This is a genomic window from Natronoglycomyces albus, assembly GCF_016925535.1.
Lineage (GTDB): Bacteria > Actinomycetota > Actinomycetes > Mycobacteriales > Micromonosporaceae > Natronoglycomyces > Natronoglycomyces albus.
The window spans coordinates 710,996-730,808 of the sequence record NZ_CP070496.1; the positions used below are offsets into that span (position 1 = coordinate 710,996).

At 61.2% G+C, this 19,813-nt stretch carries 16 protein-coding genes; 9 read left to right on the top strand and 7 right to left on the bottom strand.

Going from position 1 to position 19,813, the window contains the following annotated elements:
- Positions 1 to 66: 66 nt before the first annotated feature.
- Together nucS and JQS30_RS02985 are read right to left on the bottom strand one after the other, a co-directional pair.
- Complete coding sequence (nucS, locus tag JQS30_RS02980; RefSeq protein WP_213171915.1) at positions 67 to 732, bottom strand: endonuclease NucS; 666 nt, start codon at positions 730 to 732, stop codon at positions 67 to 69.
- Positions 733 to 845: 113 nt separating this feature from the next.
- On the bottom strand, positions 846 to 1,382 hold the full coding sequence (locus JQS30_RS02985) for a MarR family winged helix-turn-helix transcriptional regulator (protein WP_213171916.1): 537 nt from the start codon (positions 1,380 to 1,382) through the stop codon (positions 846 to 848).
- Positions 1,383 to 1,478: 96 nt separating this feature from the next.
- On the opposite strand from JQS30_RS02985, the gene JQS30_RS02990 reads away from it, so the two are divergent.
- Positions 1,479 to 2,345: a dioxygenase family protein gene (locus tag JQS30_RS02990; RefSeq protein WP_213171917.1), complete on the top strand. Its 867-nt coding sequence runs from the start codon at positions 1,479 to 1,481 to the stop codon at positions 2,343 to 2,345.
- An 82-nt stretch (positions 2,346 to 2,427) separates the two neighbouring features.
- Here the strand turns inward: JQS30_RS02990 and JQS30_RS02995 are convergent, their stop codons facing one another.
- Positions 2,428 to 3,720 (bottom strand): nicotinate phosphoribosyltransferase, encoded by a 1,293-nt coding sequence (locus JQS30_RS02995; RefSeq protein ID WP_213171918.1) that lies wholly within the window; start codon positions 3,718 to 3,720, stop codon positions 2,428 to 2,430.
- 295 nt (positions 3,721 to 4,015) lie between these two features.
- On the opposite strand from JQS30_RS02995, the gene JQS30_RS03000 reads away from it, so the two are divergent.
- The 8 genes from JQS30_RS03000 to JQS30_RS03035 all read left to right on the top strand — a co-directional run bounded on the left by JQS30_RS03000 (position 4,016) and on the right by JQS30_RS03035 (position 12,618).
- The gene (locus JQS30_RS03000; protein WP_281398616.1) at positions 4,016 to 4,489 is read left to right on the top strand and encodes a M67 family metallopeptidase; all 474 of its coding nucleotides are present in this window, start codon (positions 4,016 to 4,018) and stop codon (positions 4,487 to 4,489) included.
- Positions 4,490 to 4,584: 95 nt separating this feature from the next.
- Entirely contained in the window at positions 4,585 to 4,875 is a 291-nt protein-coding gene (locus JQS30_RS03005) for a ubiquitin-like small modifier protein 1 (protein WP_213171919.1), read from the top strand.
- Positions 4,876 to 4,885: 10 nt separating this feature from the next.
- A complete protein-coding gene (locus JQS30_RS03010; protein WP_213171920.1) occupies positions 4,886 to 5,836 on the top strand; it encodes a PLP-dependent cysteine synthase family protein in 951 nt (316 codons plus the stop codon).
- 339 nt (positions 5,837 to 6,175) lie between these two features.
- Complete coding sequence (locus JQS30_RS03015; protein ID WP_213171921.1) at positions 6,176 to 6,850, top strand: hypothetical protein; 675 nt, start codon at positions 6,176 to 6,178, stop codon at positions 6,848 to 6,850.
- Positions 6,851 to 7,261: 411 nt separating this feature from the next.
- Positions 7,262 to 8,077 carry a glutamate racemase gene (gene murI / locus JQS30_RS03020; protein ID WP_213171922.1) on the top strand — a complete coding sequence of 272 codons (816 nt, stop codon included), beginning with the start codon at positions 7,262 to 7,264 and terminating at the stop codon, positions 8,075 to 8,077.
- Between the two features lie 7 nt (positions 8,078 to 8,084).
- On the top strand, positions 8,085 to 8,843 hold the full coding sequence (locus JQS30_RS03025) for an MBL fold metallo-hydrolase (RefSeq protein WP_213171923.1): 759 nt from the start codon (positions 8,085 to 8,087) through the stop codon (positions 8,841 to 8,843).
- 429 nt (positions 8,844 to 9,272) lie between these two features.
- On the top strand, positions 9,273 to 11,123 hold the full coding sequence (locus JQS30_RS03030) for a hypothetical protein (protein WP_213171924.1): 1,851 nt from the start codon (positions 9,273 to 9,275) through the stop codon (positions 11,121 to 11,123).
- 268 nt (positions 11,124 to 11,391) lie between these two features.
- Positions 11,392 to 12,618 (top strand): deoxyguanosinetriphosphate triphosphohydrolase, encoded by a 1,227-nt coding sequence (locus JQS30_RS03035; RefSeq protein ID WP_213171925.1) that lies wholly within the window; start codon positions 11,392 to 11,394, stop codon positions 12,616 to 12,618.
- Between the two features lie 211 nt (positions 12,619 to 12,829).
- Here JQS30_RS03035 and JQS30_RS03040 read toward each other — a convergent pair whose 3' ends face one another.
- From JQS30_RS03040 to JQS30_RS03055, 4 genes are all read right to left on the bottom strand, one after another.
- Positions 12,830 to 13,987 carry a S1 family peptidase gene (locus JQS30_RS03040; protein ID WP_213171926.1) on the bottom strand — a complete coding sequence of 386 codons (1,158 nt, stop codon included), beginning with the start codon at positions 13,985 to 13,987 and terminating at the stop codon, positions 12,830 to 12,832.
- Between the two features lie 706 nt (positions 13,988 to 14,693).
- On the bottom strand, positions 14,694 to 15,854 hold the full coding sequence (locus JQS30_RS03045) for a S1 family peptidase (protein ID WP_213171927.1): 1,161 nt from the start codon (positions 15,852 to 15,854) through the stop codon (positions 14,694 to 14,696).
- 502 nt (positions 15,855 to 16,356) lie between these two features.
- Positions 16,357 to 17,523 (bottom strand): S1 family peptidase, encoded by a 1,167-nt coding sequence (locus JQS30_RS03050; protein WP_213171928.1) that lies wholly within the window; start codon positions 17,521 to 17,523, stop codon positions 16,357 to 16,359.
- Between the two features lie 860 nt (positions 17,524 to 18,383).
- The gene (locus JQS30_RS03055; RefSeq protein WP_213171929.1) at positions 18,384 to 19,532 is read right to left on the bottom strand and encodes a S1 family peptidase; all 1,149 of its coding nucleotides are present in this window, start codon (positions 19,530 to 19,532) and stop codon (positions 18,384 to 18,386) included.
- Between the last annotated feature and the right edge of the window lie 281 nt (positions 19,533 to 19,813).

Here is a 19,813-nt window from a genome sequence, read left to right on the forward strand (position 1 = left end):
CCTCACCCTCTGCGGCGCCAAGCCCGCGCCGCTCCATTGGACAGTGGCCGCGCCGGGCCGACTGCCTCAGAACAGGGTCGGCTGCGACTCGTCGACGATGCCGCGCATGTCGTCATAGTCGAGCACCACACAGCGAATACCACGATCCTCGGCAAGCACCCGGGCCTGCGGCTTAATGGCCTGGGCGGCGAATACGCCCCGCACGGGCGACAACAGTGGATCGCGGTTGAGCAGTTCCAAGTATCGGGTCAGTTGCTCCACGCCGTCGATTTCGCCGCGTCGCTTCACTTCCACGGCGATATGAGAGCCCGCCGCATCGCGACACATGAGGTCCACCGGGCCGATCGCGGTGGGAAATTCGCGCCTGACGAGCGAATAGCCTTCCCCTAGCCGGGTGGCGTCGGCGGCGAGCAGCTCTTGCAGATGAGCTTCGACACCGTCTTTTTGGAGCCCGGGGTCAACGCCCAGATCATGGTCGGAGTCGTGCAGGATCTCTTCGATGGTGATGCGCAGGGTGTCAGTGGCCTTCTTATTGGTGACCGTCCAGATGTCGCCGTCCTCCTTGAGGGTGCAAGGGGCGCTCATCCAGTTGAGTGGCTTGTAGGAGCCGCCATCGGAATGAATGAGGACACTAGTGTCGCCCTTGACCATGATGAGGCGGGTCGCCATCGGCAAGTGGGCGGAGAGGCGGCCGGAGTAATCCACAGAACAGCGAGCAATGACTAGGCGCATGCCGGGGAGCATATAGGGCGGGACTGATCAACGCTCATCCGCTCACGGAACCTGTTGCCAAGCCAGCTGAATTCTGCAACCTAGGTGGCAGGGGCTAGCGCTGAGCGGGGCGCTCAACAATCTTCGTTGTCCACCGGGTTTTTTCGCAGATTGCTCAATTTTGGGGCTGAGGAATCGGATTCCACCGCGTCCAGGATGGCCTGCGCCACTTGGGCCAAGGCTTCAATCTTTTCGTCGGGTATTTGGTCGAACACCAGGTGCCGCACCGCCTCGACATGGCCGGGCACTGCGGCTTTGAGCTTGCTCCACCCCTGTTCGGTGAGCGTGGCGAAGGTGGAGCGCTTGTCACTGGAATTGGTGTGCCGCTCGATGAGGCGATTTCTCTCCATCCGGCGCGCCACATGCGACAGCCGCGATTGGGATCCGTTGGTCAATGTCGCCAATTCGCTCATGCGCAGGGTTTGTTCGGGGGCTTCTGACAGGGTCACGAGCACGGCGAATTCGAAATGCGTGAGGCCAGCATCGCGCTGTAGCTGCGAATCCAAGGCGGCGGGCAGTTTCATGGCCATGCCTATGAGGCTTCGCCACGCGCGCATCTCTTGCGAATTTAGCCAGCGCGGCTGGTCTTCTTCATCATTGTCGGCACACACAGCTTCAGTTTACGTGCGGGCTGGCGCTTCACTCGCTGGATATTGAGCCGCAGGGAGGAGTATATTAGTTGAAGCTTCAAGTATTAGGGGATTCTCGTGCTCACGACCGCGCAACCGATCAAGGCCTATGCGGATTTCCTGCCTGCCGCGCGTACGGCCTCGGCCTCCACCGAAGAATGGACTGAGACCGACCCAGCACTGCCGTCGGTCTATCTCAGTCACGGGGCCCCGCCGCTACTGACCGAAGCCGACTGGATCGCCCAGCTATTCGCGCTGGCCCAAAGCATGCCCAAGCCCCGTGGCATCGTCATCATCAGCGCGCACTGGGAAGCCGCGCCAGTGGCGCTCACCGCCTCCGGCGGCGACTTGGTCTATGACTTCTCGGGTTTTCACCCGGTCTACCGCGAACTCACCTACGCCACCCCCGACTCAACCAGACTGGCTCAGCGGGTGGCCGCGGCCATGCCCGATGGAGAACCGGTCCACCAGCACGTCTCCCGTGGCCTCGACCATGGGGCCTGGGTGCCCCTGATGGCCATGTACCCCAACGCGGACGTGCCGGTCGTGCAGATGAGCATCCCCACCCATGACCCGCATCAACTGCTGGATTTGGGTCGGCGTCTGGGTCACTTGCGGGATGAAGGCGTCTTGGTGATTGGCTCCGGGTTTATGACCCACGGCCTGCCATTTCTCGACCGCGACGCCATCGCTGGAATCCAGGTTCCAAGTTGGTCTCGCGAGTTCGATGCCTGGGCCGCCGAAGCGCTCTCCACAGGTGACATCGAGGCACTGGCGAACTACCGCGCGATCGCGCCCGGTGTGTCCTATGCGCATCCGACGGTTGACCACTTCGTCCCACTCTTTGTCACCTTTGGCGCGGCCACAAAAATCGAGCAACCCGCGCAGACGGCCATTGATGGCTTTTGGATGGGGCTGTCGAAGCGCACCTTCGTCTTGAAGTGAGGGCTCAGGGCAGTCAGCCCTCGAAACGCGACTGCGCGCCGGTTGACCTAAGTGGATGACTTTGGGATGCCACTCGCGGGGGTTAGCGGATGATGACCGGGATCGCCGGGTCGCCAGGCGACAGCTTCAAACCCTCCCAAGGGATCGAGATCAGTCGCTGCCGCAGGAACTCGCGTGAGCGACTCAGGCTGGGCAGCTCCATTGGCTTTCCGCCGCGGAACAGAGGCACCTGGAGGTCTTGGTCCCCAGGCTGTCGGTCGGGACGGCCTTGCGCGACCACCACTTCCTCGATCGCGGTACCGGTTGGTTTATGGCGTCGTATCGCCGTCTTCGCCCCGCCCACGGTCACTTTGGACTCGGAGCGCTTGGCCACGGGACGTCCCTCGACTTCGACGAGCTTGTAGACAAAACCCGCCGTGGGAACACCCGACCCGGTGACGACGGCGGTGCCAGCCCCGTATGTGTCCACTGGGGCGCCGGAGAGCGCCGCGATCGCGTACTCGTCCAAGTCCCCAGACACGATGATCTTGGTGTCTTTGGCGCCCAGAGAATCCAGTAGTTCGCGTGATTGCATTGCCATCTCGCTCAAGTCGCCCGAGTCAATGCGGATGGAGCGCAGGCGTGGGCCAGCAACCTCGATGGCGTTGCGAATGCCCTGCGTGATGTCGTAGGTGTCGACCAGCAAGGTGGTGTCGGTGCCGTACTGGGCGATCTGGGCTCGGAAGGCTTCCTTTTCATCGCCGTGCAGTAGCGTGAAAGCGTGAGCGCTGGTGCCGCCGGTGGGCACTCCCCAACGAGCTCCGGCGGCCAGGTTGGACGAGGCGGAGAAGCCAGCCAAATAGGATGCCCGAGCGGCCGCGACTGCGGCCGATTCGTGGGTGCGGCGACCGCCCATCTCCAAGATGGGGCGTCCGCGTGCGGCCGTGACCATGCGGGCGGCCGCCGAGGCGACCGCGCTGTCATGGTTCAAAATCGACAGCGTGAGGGTCTCCAGCAGGATGCATTCGGCGAACGTTCCCCGCACCGTGGCTATGGGGGATCCGGGGAAGTACAGATCTCCCTCGCGGTATACGTCAATGTCTCCAGAGAAGCGATAGTCTCGCAGCCAGTCGATTGTGGAGCGGGCAACCACGTTGTCGCGCCTGAGGAAATCGAGGGTTTCCTCAGAGAACCGGAATGTCTCGATGGCCTCGGCCAGCCGCGCGATCCCCGCGACCACGCCATAGCGGCGCCCCGACGACAGTCGACGCGAGAAAACCTCAAACACGCACTGCTTGTCACCATTGTGGCCCGCCAGCGCGGCCTCCAGCATGGTGAACTCGTAGTGGTCGGTCCGCAATGGAGTGGGCGTGTGTACAGAGTCGCCGATGGTCATGACTGTGAGCCTAGCTCTCGTCCGCTCGGAAGTCACCGCTTCGGTCATGAGCGTCAGCCACGTCCCACTGTCGCGCACGACTCACCGCTTTGGGGTCAGCATGTGCCATCGAGGCCCAGCACGCGGGTCGAAGTCGCCCGCGACAGATGCCCACAGCGGCCCGAAATCACCCATTTTGACCACCCCGCTGGGCCCGTCGCACCCCCTGTGACATGCATAACCACCCACGTCTCACTCTGTGAACACCGCTAGTTGAAGGTGGGCCGCGCACCCTGAAACGTGTACGCTTGGTCGCGTGTTGCGGATATCGCATGACCTCATTGAAGCGATGATCGCCCACGCCCGCGCCGACCATCCGGACGAGGCTTGTGGCATCATCGCCGGCCCCGCCGTGTCCGGCGAGCCTCAGCGCCACATCCCCATGACCAATGCCGCTCGGTCCACCACCTTCTATGAGTTCGATTCGACCGAATGGCTGCAGGTCTACAACGGGATGGAAGACGCCGACGAGATTCCCACTGTGATCTACCACTCCCACACGGCCACCGAGGCATATCCGTCGCGCACCGACGCGTCCATCGCGGCCATTCCGGAAGCCCACTACGTCCTCATCGCCACCCGCGATCCCGACGTAGCTCAGGTGCGCTCTTTTCGCATCATTGACGGGCAGATCACCGAAGAGGCCATCTGTGTCACGGGCGCGCCCGACGACGTGCAGTCGTATAAATTCGCCCACACTCCCGACGCCGTCATCTACGACTGTCGTTGATTTTCCGAAGAGGCGATGCCTCTTCGGTTCACACGCATCTGTGCCACACGCGAGTGTGCGCCGCAACAACCCGTCCGACCATTAAGGAACTCACCATGTCGATCCATGTTCGCGTCCCCACGATCCTCCGCAGCCACACCGGTGGCGAAAAAGTCGTCACCGGCGAGGGCAAGACCGTCGCCGACCTGTTCGACAACCTCGATGCCAACCACTCGGGAATCAAAGGCCGCGTGGTGACCGACGAAGGCAGCCTGCACCGCTTCATCAACGTCTACGTCAATGACGAGGACATCCGCTTCCTGGGCGGCCTCGAAGCCGAACTGTCCGAGGGCGACACCGTCACCATCCTCCCGGCCGTAGCCGGGGGCTCCGTCGACCGAATGTAAGGAGGCAGCCGTGGCACGATTCGACTCCCTCCCCGACACTCTGGGCGACACGCCACTGGTGGGTCTGCCGCGGCTCTCCCCAGCTAGCGGGGTGCGGCTATGGGCAAAACTCGAAGGTGAGAACCCGACCGGTTCCATTAAAGACCGCGTCGCCGCCCAGATGATCGCCCAGGCCGAGGCGGACGGCAGGCTGTCGCCGGGCGATACCATCATCGAACCCTCCAGCGGCAACACGGGAATCGCGCTGGCGATGCTGTGCCGCCGCCAGGGCTACAAGCTCATTTGCGTGATGCCCGAGAACACTTCGGAGGAACGTAAGCAACTGCTGACCGCCTTCGGCGTGGAAATGGTGTACTCGCCCGCCGCTGGCGGTTCCAACATGGCGGTGGCGAAGGCTCGCGAGATCGCGAAACAGCGTCCAGAGTTGGTGTCTCTCAACCAGTACGCCAATCCGGCCAATGAGGCTGCGCACTTCAACACCACCGGCCCGGAGATACTGCGCGACCTGCCTGAGATCACGCACTTTGTCGCGGGTCTGGGCACGACCGGCACCTTGATGGGCGTCGGCCGTTTCCTGCGCAAGGAGAAAGACGATGTGCAGATCGTGGCCGCCGAACCTCGCTACGGAGAGCTTGTCTACGGACTGCGCAACCTCGATGAGGGCTTCGTTCCCGAACTGTATGACGAATCGGTGTTGACCCGGCGGCTGTCGGTGGGAACCGACGATGCCCTTCGGGCCGCCCGCGCGGTTCTCTCCGAAGAGGGGCTGTTCGCGGGATTGTCCACCGGTGCGGTACTGCACGCGGGTTTGGCGATCGCCAAGCAGGAGGCCAAGGCTGGCCGCGAGGCCGATATCGCGCTGTTGGTGGCTGACGCGGGCTGGAAGTACTTGTCGACCGGCGCTTACTCTTCGGACTTCGACGAGGCCACCGAGAACCTGGACGGACAGGTCTGGGCTTGATCAGCTGTAGCCGGTTACAGGTGGGGCTCGGCCCGGGGCGCGATGTCTGGGTGCGGGCCCCTTTGTCATGGGCGGGAACGTCTCCCATCATCGGTGAGGCCAGTTGTATGGGCCACAGAGCCCGACGGCGAGGCCCCGCCTCTAGGGTCTTCTTCGCGGCGACCGCGCTTCGTGTGACTGCGAACCCGCACTTTCGCATACGTCTCAATGAACCCCGTTGAACCCGCTGACCTCCCTGAATGACAATCGCACCAATGCTTCGCCCTGGGGCGTAACCCATTGGTGATACAGCGGGCTGGCACAACGGAACACTCATTGGAGCCTGCTACCTTTATCCAGATGAGCACCACCGACCGCGCAACAGACGCGAGCCACGATTCCATTCCGGCTTCGCGCCAGGGTGAGGACCTGGCCGCTGGTAACTCAACCGCAACCGCCATCTCCGATCGGGACACGGACACTTTTGCCGATTCTGGTCCCACAGCGAGTTTCTCCGAGGCGGGATTCCCCACACTTGGCACTATGAGCTCTTCTCAGATGCACGTGCCGCACTCCTCGGTTACCTCCGAGCCGACCTCCGCCGAGGAGCCCGCGCGGGGCGAGTCTCCGCTGGACAAGATCATCGCTCGCGCGAAAGTGGCCAATCCCGTCTTGCGCCGCCAGCGCAAGGCCGACCGCGCGCGTCACGACGCCGATTTCCCGCTCCCAGGCACGGGCCCCTCCGCCCCGCGCGTGGATACACCGCAGTTGCGGCTGCGCCGTCTAGCCGGGGTGGCGGTATGGGCGTTGACGCTGGTCTTGGCCGGGGTTGGCACTGCGATCGTCGCGCTGGTCCAGATCTTCAGCGGAGCTCCGGCCTGGTTCCAGCCGGTGTTTACCGGTACGGGCGTGGTGGGAATGTTGCTGGCCATGAGCGCGTTTGCCTCAGTGCGATTTCGGGGTATTCCCTGGCTGCTTCTGGCGGCCTCGACGATGACTCTGGCTGTGGCACTGGCGCTGATTGCCCTCATGTAGTGGGCGCCGTTGGCCTTTGAGCCTTCATGTGCCGAGGTCAGGGTCACTATTTTGGTGTGTTTTCGCTCAAGTTCGGCCGTTCAGTCGCGGTGAGGGTGCGATGACTCAGGGCAAGTGGAGGATTCCGTGTCGGCCGTCGCAGCGAGACTCAGTCGATCTCTGAAAGTGAGTTCGGGGGCCTTTGTGGCCTTCGATCCGGCTCACTCGAGTACTCTGCGGCCCCCATTTCCGTGTTTTCGCTGGTGTCCACAGGGGTACCATGATCGGAAGCACGTCACTGGGCGTGTGTGACTGAAGGGCATAGAGTGAAAAATGGGGTGTAAGTGTGATAACCGACACCTGTCAGGTTGACGACATAAGCCCCTCGCCGCATGATGGCCCCATGCGTTGCCGACGTAGGCTTGCACCCTTATGTTGAACGCGCCGATCGGGATCTTCGACTCCGGCGTCGGCGGCCTGACCGTAGCCCGAGCGGTCCTTGACCAGTTGCCGCACGAGCGCCTTGTGTACGTGGGCGACACTGCCCGCGTTCCATATGGCCCACGGCCGATAGCCGAGGTGCGTAAATACAGTCTGGAAATATGCGACCACCTGGTAGAACAGGGGGTCAAAGCGCTCGTTGTGGCATGTAATTCCGCCTCGGCGGCCAGCCTTGCCGACATTCGTCAACGCTATGACATTCCAGTCGTCGAAGTGATTCGACCGGCTGTGCGAAGGGCCGTCGCCACCTCGAAAACCGGCCATATTGGGGTGGTCGGTACCCCTTCCACCATTGCCTCGGGAGCCTACCCGGACGCCTTCAATGTTGTGCCCGGTCTGAGGGTGTCGACAGTCGCCGCTCCCGCCTTCGTCGATTTCGTGGAACGGGGAGTGACAACCGGGCGACAGCTGCTAGGGCTGGCGCAAGGTTACCTTGAGCCGCTAAAGCAGTCCGGAGTTGACACAGTCGTCCTGGGTTGCACACATTACCCACTGCTGTCCGGGTTGATCGGCCTGGTGATGGGAGAAGACGTGACTTTGGTGTCCAGTGCCGAGGAATGCGCCAACGAGCTCTACCGGCTGCTGACGGAGCGGGAACTGCTGGCCCCCGCTGACGAGACGAGCCTGCCGGTGGAGGCGCATCAAATCTTGGTGACTGGAGACCCCGATGCGTTCACCCGGACCGCACGACGAATCCTCGGAGGCCAGTTCCCCAACCTGGCTTGCGAAAAATTGGATGGGGCGTGATTGAACAATGAAACTCACCGTTATCGGCTGTGCCGGGTCTTTCCCGGCACCCGACTCACCGTGCTCGGCCTATTTGGTGGAGGCCGAGGGCTTCAAGCTGCTCATCGACTTCGGTTCGGGCTCGCTGGGGAACCTGCAAAATGTCATCGACCCACACGACCTCGACGCCGTGATTCTCACTCACCTGCACGCTGACCACTTCTTTGACGCCTGCCCGTACGCGGTCATGCGTCGCTACGCCCCGACTGGTCCGTATCCGCCGCTGAGGATCTATGGGCCTGAGAACACCCATCAGCGGCTCGTGGCGGCCTATGGCGGCGAGGGCGAGCGCCACTGTTCGTCCCTGACCGATGTTTATGACGTCCACACACTTAAGCCGAGCACATTCGAGCTCGGGCCGTTTTCGGTCACCGTCGACCGGGTCACCCATCCGGTGGAGACGTACGGAGTGAGACTGGAATACCGGGGTCGGTCGCTGACCTATTCCTCTGATACCGGCCAATGTGAGGCGTTGGATCGACTGGCCACTCACTGCGATGTGTTGTTGGCCGAGGCGGCCTATACCGAGGAACGTGAAAATCCCAAGGGCGTCCACCTGACCGGGAAGGAAGCCGGAGAGTGCGCGACCAAGGCTGGTGCGGGCCGACTCTTGCTGACTCACCTGGTCTATCCCTGGGGCTCGGCAGAGACGGCTCTGTCCGAGGCTCGCCAAGCGTATACGGGGCCGGTGGAAGTCGTCCGGCCCGGTTCGGTCTACGAACTATAGGTGCGGAGATTCTCAAGGGTCGACCGTTTCACAAGCGTTGAGACACCAATTGATAATCGCTTATGGACTGTCCATGGAGCCAGTTAAGTACTTTATGGACAGTCTAATCAGTACCTTTCAGTATTGTGGTCGGCGATTATGTCACTTGCCTTTATATGCCCTGCTGTGCCACCGGTGAGCAAAGCGAGCCAAATGCTCCCATAACCACCTTTTTTCGGTTTTATACCAAAGAGCGAATTGCCTCCCCAGCTGTGACGCTACTCCACATAAGCTGCCGAGCGTGATCAACCTGCCGACTAAAAGTTATGAATAGCTGAGATAATGAGGGCTGGGCCGCAAGTGGCATGAACAGGGGAGTCAGCTCATGCGCATTCTCAGTACTGTGGCTTTTAACTTCCTATCCAAAGCCGGAATTCATAGGTGAGAATCATGAGCCACATGCCCCCTAGCGGTGGACAACCACCGCACTTCGATCCAAACCAGCCACCACCGCCCGCCTCGCCCACGCAACCGCAGCCGACCCAGCCGCAATACCCGCCACCGGGAATGCAGCAGCCAACGCAGCCCTATATGACAGCGCCCGCAGGAGGACAACCTCCGATGGGCCCGCCCCCAATGGGAATGGGATACGGGCCGATGGGCCCGCCGCCGAAGAAAGGCAACGGCGGCAAGATCGCCATCGCCTCCGTACTAGCTTTGGTTCTCGTCCTCGGCGTTGGCGGATTTTTCCTGTTCACCAACGTGCTCAAAGGCGGCCCCGACCCGGCCGAAACGCTTCCGGCCTCAGCGGGCTTCTACATGGAAGTCAACCTGGACCCCAGCTTTGACCAGACACCGAAGCTGTTGCGCCTCATGAACAAGTTCGACGAAGTCGACATTGCCGAAGATCGCGACCAAGCGATCATCGACCTGTTCAACGAACACGCCGAGGTCGACTTCGATCCCGACGCCGACCTCGTCTCCTGGCTTGGAAATCGCGGAGCAATGGCCATCTGGTCCGATGGCGATGACCCATACGTGGTCTTCTCCCTGTCCAGCACCGACGACAGCGCGGCCGAAGCTGGCATGAAGCGCATCGTCGAAACCTCCGACATTGAGCCGGGCGAACTGGCCTACGAGGTCTCAGACGGCTCGGTCCTCATTGTGGCCGGTGACGACAACGCCGAGGCAGCCCTGTCGAAGGTACAAACCGAATCCGCCTCCGCGCCCATGTCGGATAGCGCTGGCTACAACGAGGCCAAAGGCTGGCTAAGTGGAGACCAGCTCATCACTTTCTGGGCTGACCTCGATGAGCTTCAAGAATCCGGTTACGCCGAAATCTTCGGCGGCGAAGACTTCGCCGAGCTCACCAACGATGACGACTTCACCGGATCCATCATCATGGGCTTCCGTGCCTTCGATGATGGCTTCGAAACCCAATACCGTGTCTACTCCGACGACGAGGCCATGCTGCCCGGCGACTCCGACCTGCTCAACCGCATGGGCGAGCTGCCCGCCGCCCCGCTGGCGGCCAGCCTGACCCTGCCCGAGGACCTGCCACAGCAGACCGAAGACTTCATTGGCCTGTTCGAGGAACTCGCCATGGGCCCCGGTGACTCGATGGACGACTGGGACACCGGCTGGGACGACTACGACCGCGAAGGCGCCCTGACCGACGCCGAATGGGACGAGCTGCAAGAGCTGCAACTCATGTGGGATGAAGACATCATGAGCCTCAGCAACGAAGAATTCGATCGCTATCTCGAACTCGACACCCGCTACATCCTCTATGGCCTGGAAAGCGACAACCCAGGCGGTGCCGGAGACCCGATTGGCGCCGGTGGCCCCGACTTCCAGGAACTGATGGAAATCCTGGCTGGTTCGAACGTGACTGTCGCTGTAGGCGGCAATGCCGATGCCGACGAGTTCGCGATTGAACTGGCGGCCAACCTGAAGTCAGGCCAAGGCGATGCTCTTGACCAGTGGCTCCACAGCGCAGGGCTCGCCACCGGGCCCGACGCGGGCAGCCTCGACGGGGACCGATACACCCTCAGCGAAGGCAACCTGAACTACGATTCGCTGGCAAACGACTCGCGGTTCACCAGCTTCGCCGCCGATGCCCCTGGCAACGCGGCACTGGCACTGTGGATTGACATCGCGGAGTTCGAGAACTCGTTGATTCCTTCCGACCCATGGTCGGACTCGGAGAGCTCCGATGTGGCTCCGCTGACGGTCTTCGCTTGGGCACACGGTGCCGAAGACGGTGACGACGTCGGTCTGGTCCGGATGTACCTGGAGTAGAAGCCAGCCAACCAACACCGCGAAGTGAATATTGCCGCTTGTGCGTCAGCACGGTAGCGAAACCATCGGACGGGAAATGAAACGCCCGCGTACGAACCGGTGAGACTCCGCACCGCATGAGCATCACTGAATTCCGCACCCGGCCACGCACTCCAAGTGCGTGGCCGGGTTGGTTGGGGCCTAGCCGCAGCGGTGGTTGTCCGTTTGACACCTTAAGTTTGGAAACAAAGAGTGGAGCCTCCCCATTACTGCCGGTAGGCTCGGGCATATGAATGACCCTGCTGAAGACCGCTACGTCTTGGAAGGGTCGGGCCCTTCCGCCGCGACGCGCTCGCCGTTTCAACGTGACCGGGCTCGAGTCCTCCACTCGGCCGGATTCCGTCGCCTTGCCACCAAGACCCAGGTCCACACCGCCGGTACCGACGATTTCTTGCGCACACGGCTGACGCATTCCCTCGAAGTCGCGCAGATTGCCCGCGAGCTGGGTACACGGCTGGGATGCGATCCCGATGTGGTCGATGTGGCTGGATTGGCCCACGACCTGGGGCACCCACCTTTCGGGCATAACGGCGAATCAGCCCTCAACATCGTCGCCCAGCCATGCGGAGGATTTGAGGGTAATGCCCAGACGTTGCGGCTGCTGTCGCGCCTGGAAATGAAGGTGCTCGATGCCGATGGCAATAGCGCGGGACTCAACCTCACCCGCGCGTCGCTGGATGCCGCGTGCAAATATCCCTGGCAGCGGCGAGAAGGCACCCGAAAGTTTGGCGTCTACGCCGACGACCAGCCGGTCTTCACCTGGTTCCGCCAGGGTGCGCGACCGGGAAGGCCATGCATGGAAGCTCAAGTCATGGACTGGTCGGACGATGTGGCCTACTCGGTCCACGACGTGGAGGACGCTTTGTTCACCGGCTTCGTCACCGACCAAATCGAGATGCTGTTCGCCACCGAGAGCGAGCGGCGTGCCCTGTGCGAGGACGCTGCCAGAATCTATTCACCGCTGTCGGCCACCGAACTGGAAGCCGAGCTTGACTCACTCTTGCGGTTCCCGGCCATGAAGCATATTCGTTCCTACGACGGTAGCGTGGGCGCGCAGGTGGCGCTGAAGTCATTTACCTCGGCGATGGTGGGACGTCTAGTCGATGCTGCAGTAGAGGCCACCCGCGATCGCTACGGGCAACAGCCGCTACGCGGTTATAGCGCGAATCTCGTCGTCCCCGAGCGCGAGCGGGCCTGGTGCGCCTTGCTCAAGGGGGTCGCCTGGCGTTATGTCATGCGTAAACGTTCCGAGGACCAGCAGTATGCCCGCCAGCGTCAGATCCTGGTGGAACTAGTCGAATTCTTGTTTGAGCACGCTCCCACCCACTTGGATCCACCGTTTGCCGCTTGGTGGAAAGAAGCCGAGGACGACGCGACCCGGTTGCGGGTGGTGGTTGACCAAGTGGCATCCCTGACCGACCCCGGGGTTGTCCTTTGGCATGAGGGGCTGGTCTGAGAAGGGCCAGGTATTTGGGGCCCAACAAGTGATGCCACTGGCCCGAAGCGAGGCCATTGGCAAAGGCACACTGCCGGCACAGGCTGCGAGATGGTGCCAGTGAGGGGGCGAAAAGGGCACGTAAAAGGGGCCGACTGCGCCGAGTCGACCCCTAGAGAAGAGGATGTGTGAGCTAGAGTACTAGATTCTCACTCACTTTGCCACTTCGGTCTTAGTTGATCGTCCGCGTGACCAGCGTCAGGTTCCAGCTGTTCAACATCGGGAGAATCGGCTGGTAGAACGTCGTTCCACCGGTCCGGCAGTTGCCGGAGCCGCCGGAGGTGACGCCTTGGGCGCTGCTTCCGGAGATGAACGATCCACCCGAGTCACCAGGTTCGGCACAAGCGGAAGTACGCGTCAGTCCGCGCACTTGACCCTGCGGGTAGGACACGGTTTGGTTTTTGGCTTGGATGGAGCCGCAGCGCCATCCGGTGGTGATGCCCGAGCGGCAGATGCTGGCGCCGATGGGGGCTTCGGTGGCGTTGTTGACTTGGGTCCAGCTGCTGCTGGTGCGGACTAGTGGGTAGAGGGTCTTGTTGGAGGCGACTTCGACGAATGCGGCGTCTGCGCCGGGGAAGACCGAGTTGCGGTAGATGCCCGGGGCGGGGTTGCCTCGGGTTACTTGGGCGCCGACGCGGCCGCAGTGGCCGGCGGTGACGAAGCCCTTGGTGTTGCCGCGGAGGACGGCGAAGCCGACCGAGCAGCTGGAAGTGTTGGTTCCCTGCAGGATTCCACCAGCCACATAGAAGGTGTCCGGTGCTTCCACAGCGGTGTCAATGACAACGGCGGAGCTGTCGACGCCCGCCAGGGAGGCGAACTCCTTGGCTCCGTCGGTGGTGGCCGCTTCGAGGACCACCGAGTTGTTCACGACGTCCACGTACCAGCCGTAGACCCCATAGTCGAGCGGGTCGACAGACACCGACGCGAATTCCGCGGTGGCGCTTTCGAGTTCGGCCAGCGAGTACTTCGCGTCGACCGAGGTGATCTCGGAGGCGGTCACGGAGACGCCGGAGGTTGAGGCGACGATGATGTCTTCGCCGTTTTCGGCGATCCATAGTCCGGCGAATCCGGCCTCAGAGGCTAGGTCGGCTTCGAGGGTGGTGGCGACGCTTTCGAGGGCGAGGCGGTCGTATGCTTCGTTGACGCTGATGTCGAAGTGTTCGGTCATCGCCTCCAGCATGTTGGTGTCGACATTGCCGACTAGGTCAGCACGAGCATCGTTGATCTCAGCTTCCAAAGTGTGGGCGGAAGCCGAGGTATTCAGGGCAAGAACGCCGGACACAGCCAGGGTAGCGGCTGCGCCTCCGGCAATTACTCGTCTTACTTTCATTGTGTTGCCTTTCAGGGTGAGGCACGAAACAACATCCACAAGGGAAAGGGCGATTCACATCCGGGTAACCGGGGTAGGCGTACCACGGATGCTGAGTTCAGCGTAGAACAGCATTCAGTGAATTTAAAGATGTCAATAATTCACTGAATATCAGGTAATGGTCCAGTTGTGGACATCTTCCAAACAAACCTTTGTTTAGGGATAAGTATGCCTTCTTTAGTGGTGGGAACAAATGTCAGCGGTGGTTATCGCCTTCGCTCCGGGATTTGTGTAAAAGCAGCTAAGGCGGCATGGGGGAATAATTTGTTGGGTATGGCCAATAGGAGTGTGACTGGGGGTGGCGGGTGGGGATATTGATAATGGTCCATGCGTAGTTGTCATTCTCGAATGGGGGAGCGGAGTGATCTCGTCAGTCGACCTAGTCGTTTGCTTACTTATGTCAAGATCACTAATGAGAGAGTCGGGCCTGTCTGAGGCGTCCCTGGGGAAGGGCACGTAAAAGGGGCCGACTGCAATGAGTCGGCCCCTAGAGAAGGGGATATCTGAGCTAGAGGGCCTAGGAGGCTTATGTAAATGGGGCTTTCGGCGTTCTGGTGGGCTGGCTATCTGTGTGAACTGCGCCTCCTGCGGCCTTGAGCTTGCACTCTTACATAAGTCCCTGGGTCTTGGCTCATCAAACCACTGCGGTGTTAACGGTTGGGTTCGGCTAGTTGACTTGCTGGGTGACCAGCGTCAGGTTCCAGCTGTTGAGCATTGGCCAGATCGGCTGGAAAACCGACCAGGTGTTGCCACCTCCGCAGCCGAGGAGTCCGCCGGAGGTGACGCCTTGGGCGCTGCTTCCGGAGATGAACGATCCACCCGAGTCACCGCTGTTGACACAGGCGGAGGTTCGGGTCATGCCGTGGACGGCGCCCTGGGAATAGTTGACGGTTTGGTTTTTGGCTTGGATGGAGCCGCAGCGCCATCCGGTGGTGATGCCCGAGCGGCAGATGCTGGCGCCGATGGGGGCTTCGGTGGCGTTGTTGACTTGGGTCCAGCTGCTGCTGGTGCGGACTAGTGGGTAGAGGGTCTTGTTGGAGGCGACTTCGACGAATGCGGCGTCTGCGCCGGGGAAGACCGAGTTGCGGTAGATGCCCGGGGCGGGGTTGCCTCGGGTTACTTGGGCGCCGACGCGGCCGCAGTGGCCGGCGGTGACGAAGCCCTTGGTGTTGCCGCGGAGGACGGCGAAGCCGACCGAGCAGCTGGAAGTGTTGGTTCCCTGCAGAATCCCACCAGCGACGTAGGCCGTCTGGGGAGCTTCGCTGGAGATATCGATAACGATATTCGAGCTGTCCACACCCGCCAGGGAGGCGAACTCTTTGGCTCCGTCGGTGGTGGCCGCTTCGAGGACCACCGAGTTGTCCATGACGTCCACGTACCAGCCGTGAATTCCGTAGTCGCTTGCCGCTTCCGCGACCGGGTTGAACTGTGAGGAGGTGTACTCCAGTTCATCGAGGGTGTACTTCGCCTCGATGACGGTGACTTCGTTCGCGGTTATGGAGACGCCGGAGGTTGAGGCGACGATGATGTCTTCGCCGTTTTCGGCGATCCATAGTCCGGCGAATCCGGCCTCAGAGGCTAGGTCGGCTTCGAGGGTGGTGGCGACGCTTTCGAGGGCGAGGCGGTCGTATGCTTCGTTGACGCTGATGTCGAAGTGTTCGGTCATCGCCTCCAGCATGTTGGTGTCGACATTGCCGACTAGGTCAGCACGAGCATCGTTGATCTCAGCTTCCAAAGTGTGGGCGGAAGCCGAGGTATTCAGGGCAAGAACGCCTGCTGAGGCAACGATTGCGGCGGCGCTTGCGGCCACTATTCGTTTTGTTTTCATGGTGTGCCTTTCGAGGGGTAAGGCATAGAGCAACATCCCGTTAGGGAAAAGGGCGATTCGCGTCCGGAGCTCCAAGGTGGCGACTTCGGATGCTGATCTTAGATTAGGGCAGCGTTCCAGGAATTCAAAGATGTCAATAATTCACTGAATATCAACCCTTGAGTAGGTTGTGAGTGCCCCGCAATTAAACTATTGATTCACTGACGCAAGCGCTGGGTGGGCATGAATAAGAATGTTTGCACCTTCCTATGCCTTTGTTTCCGGCAACGAGAATGACCCACCCGCTGCGCGGGTGGGTCATATATCTTGCCGGTAAAGATCAACCGTTCCAGCCGGTGTTACGTGTGAGGATATTGATAAAAATCAATATCGATCGATCGTATTCAACACCTGTCGATTTTTAGTGTCGATGCTTTTTGCGGTGAGGCTGGTCGGTAATGAATGACGAGAATGTCCGCTCACTACCGACCGGCGTCAATGTCGAGAAGTGAAACAGAACCCTTTAGGACGTCACCAAAGACAGGTTCCACTGGTTCAGCACCGGGTTCAGCGGGTAGAACAAGGCGTCACCAACACCGTTGTTACACGCGCCAGAGCTTCCGGAGTGAATTCCCTGGGCACTGTTGCCACTGATGTGCGCTCCTCCAGAGTCGCCACCTGAGGAACAAGCGGTGGTGCGGGTCATGTTGTAGACCGGACCCTGCGAGTAGTTGACCGTGAGGCCCTTGGCCTGAATCGTTCCACACCGCCAACCAGTGGTCTGGCCCGAGCGACAGATGCTAGCGCCCACGGCGGCCTCGTTCGAGTTGTGGACCACGCGGCTGTAACCGTTGTGCATGGTCACGTGAGGGAACAGAGTCTTGCCCGCGCTGACGCTGACAAATGCGGCATCTTGCCTGGGGAAGATCGAATTCACAAACGTGCCAGGTGCGGCGTTGCCGCTGGTCACGCTCGTGCCAGCCGAGGCGCAGTGGCCGGCGGTCACGAAACCGGGCGTGTTGCCCTGGCGGACCGAGAAGCCGACTGAGCAGATGTTTCCACCCGCCACATAGCGTTCACCGCCACGGACGTGCTCGGGTTCGAATGCCTCGGTCTCGGTGTCGATCAGCACGGCCTCGGGGTCCACCCCGGCGGAGGAGATGAACTCGGTGGCCGCCTGCTGGGAATCGGCGCTGACAACGACCGCGTTAGCAGTCACGTCGACGAACCAGCCGAACGTTTCATCGGCGTCCGCCAGGTCGGCGTGTGCGTTGAGCTGGTCGATGATTTCGTCCAGATCCGCAAGCGACCGGTCGACGTACCTCGTGCTCAACTCGCTATCGATGTCGGCAACGCGGTCGATGTCCCCAGCGAGGGCGACGTGAATGTCGGTGCCGTCTTCGCTGATCCACAGCCCCGCGAAATCCGAGTTGGTGGAAAGTTCACTTTCGAGTTCGGAGGCGACCGCTTCTAGCGCGAGTCGGTCATAGGCGGCTTCGGTGGAGATACCGAAGGTGTCTGACATGGCCGCGACCAGTCCGGCGTCCACGGTGTCGACCAAGTCGACGCGGGCCTGGGCTATCTCAGCGGCTAGACCGTTGGCATTGGCTGCGGAGGTGGAGAAGGTAAAGATACCGACGGTTGCGATCGCTGCCGCAGAGGCGCCAGCGAGGATGCGTTTCGTTTTCATTTGTTCCTACCGGGGTATATAGGGGATTGCCAAGCAGGCAATGGGATTGGGATATGTGGGCGCAGGTGAGTCCATACCAGGAGGTGGCTTCCGCATCTGCGAAGTGGAGGACTTCTCAGTGCCGAACCAAGGCCGCGAGGAGGGCGGCCGGTTCCTCTTTCGACTCTGATCGATACGAAGGCGACCAGAGCGAAGTCCGGGAAAGGGGCATCTTCCATGCCATATCTTTAGTCCTCGACCGGGTATGGACTTTCTGTACCGTTGGGGCGTATTCAGTTATGTCTGACAACCGCGGTCGGGTAGCGCCGAGCGTGATGCGCCTACCCTTCTCGTCGGTCTTCAGAGGGGAGAGCCTGGCTCTGGGGGTAATCAGAACCAGCCTTCGCCCAATGGCTCCGCGCCGAGTGTGAATGGGTTGCCCATGGCCCTCGGTCACATCGCCATTGATTCTTATGAATATGAATAACATTCCATGAAGTGTCGGGCGTCACCAGGGTCAGGTTTCACTCGCTGCGCGCATGAAGGGCCTGCCGCGACCGGTGATCGCGTTCGTTCGTGTCGATAGCGACGTTTCCCCAGGTGTTGAAGCTACCGCCCTTGAGGCTTGGTCCACGGCCGTCCTGGAAATCCTTATGTCCATGAGGTGATCCACCGATGGGAAAACTCAGTGAACGTGATCGTGCGGCCAGGAGAGAAGAAGTGGACGGTACTGCGGCTGTGAGTCTCGGATTCACGTGCCGTTGTAGTACCGTCCACCGCTCTTCTTATGTGGTTAGGGATTGGCGATGAGGTTTACGGTCTTGGTCTAGGAAGGAGTCCAGGCTCAACTACGCGTCCACATCGGCAGTCCTCGGTCCTGATTAGGCGGTGGCCAGGGTCAGGTTCCAGGCGTTCAGCATCGGCAGGATCGGCTGGTAGTACGTGGTACCGCCCCACGAGCAGTTGCCGGAGCCGCCGGAGGTGACGCCCTGGGCGCTGTTACCGGTGATGTAGGCTCCGCCGGAGTCGCCCGGCTCGGCGCAGACGCTGGTTTGCGTCATGCCGTGCACGGTGCCCTGCGGGTAGGAAACAGACTGGTTCTTAGCCTGAATGGTTCCACAGTGCCAACCGGTGGTCTGGCCGGAGCGGCAGATCGAAGCACCGATGGCGGCCTCGTTGGCGTTGTGGACAGCGCGGGTGCCCCAGTATGTGTTGACGGTACCGGTCACGTTCTTACCAGCGGAAACGGAGACCCAGGCGGCGTCGTTGCCGGGGAAGACCGACTGCTGGAAGGTACCGGGGGCGGCGTTGCCACGGGTAACAGCGGCACCCTGGCTGCCACAGTGACCGGCGGTCACGAAGCCCGGAGTGCTGCCGTGGTAGACGCCGAACCCGACCGAGCAGGTTCCCACGTTGGTGCTGTAGGAGTCGCCACCACGGACGATGAAGGTTTCGGGAGCCTCCACGTCGGTGTTGTAGCTGACGAGGTCGGTGTTGACGCCAGCGGCCTCGGCGAATGCCTCGCCGGCTTCGGTCGATGCGGCCTCGACGACGACTTCGTTGTTCATGACGTCGACATACCAGCCGTAGACGCCTTCTTCACCTTTGACGCCAGCGTGGTCATCGAGCACGCCAATGACCCGGTCCAGGGTGGCCAGGTCGTACTTGACGGGAACCTCGTTGACTCCCGGGGTGGACAGCTCGCTTCCTTCGGTGGTCGCGACGTTGATTTCGGTTCCGTCCGCGTTGACCCACAGGCCAGCGAAGCCAGCCTCGGCGGACAGTTCGCTGGTGAGGTCGGAGGCGACACTTTCGAGAGCCAGGCGGTCCAGGGCGGCCCCTTCGGAGATTCCGAAGTGTTCGGTCATGGCACCGAGAAGTTCGGTGTCTACGTTTCCGACCAGGTCGGCTCGCGCATCCGCAATGTCGGCGTCCAGGGTCTGGGCCGAGGCTGAGGTGTTAAAAGCGAAGGCGCCAGCGACAGCAAGGGTAGCTGCTGCACCACCAGCGAGAATTCGACTTTTTCGCATCGTTATGCCTTTCGGGTGAGGGCACCGGCAACAACCGGAGACTAAAGGGCGGGTGAGGGTGCCACGAGGAGTAACCTGCGTTACACCTCTGAGGCTGATTCCCAGGCTAGGTCACAAAGTGATGCAGATCGATATGTATGAACGTTCCAATAATTCACTGAATGACAGGGCCTTTTTTAGTTGGGTACCCGAAGCAAACTAAATGGATCTACTGCGCAGTGATGCCAAATGATGGTGAAGTCCTACGGGCAAATTGTTGGTTGTGGCCTCTGATTGTGACT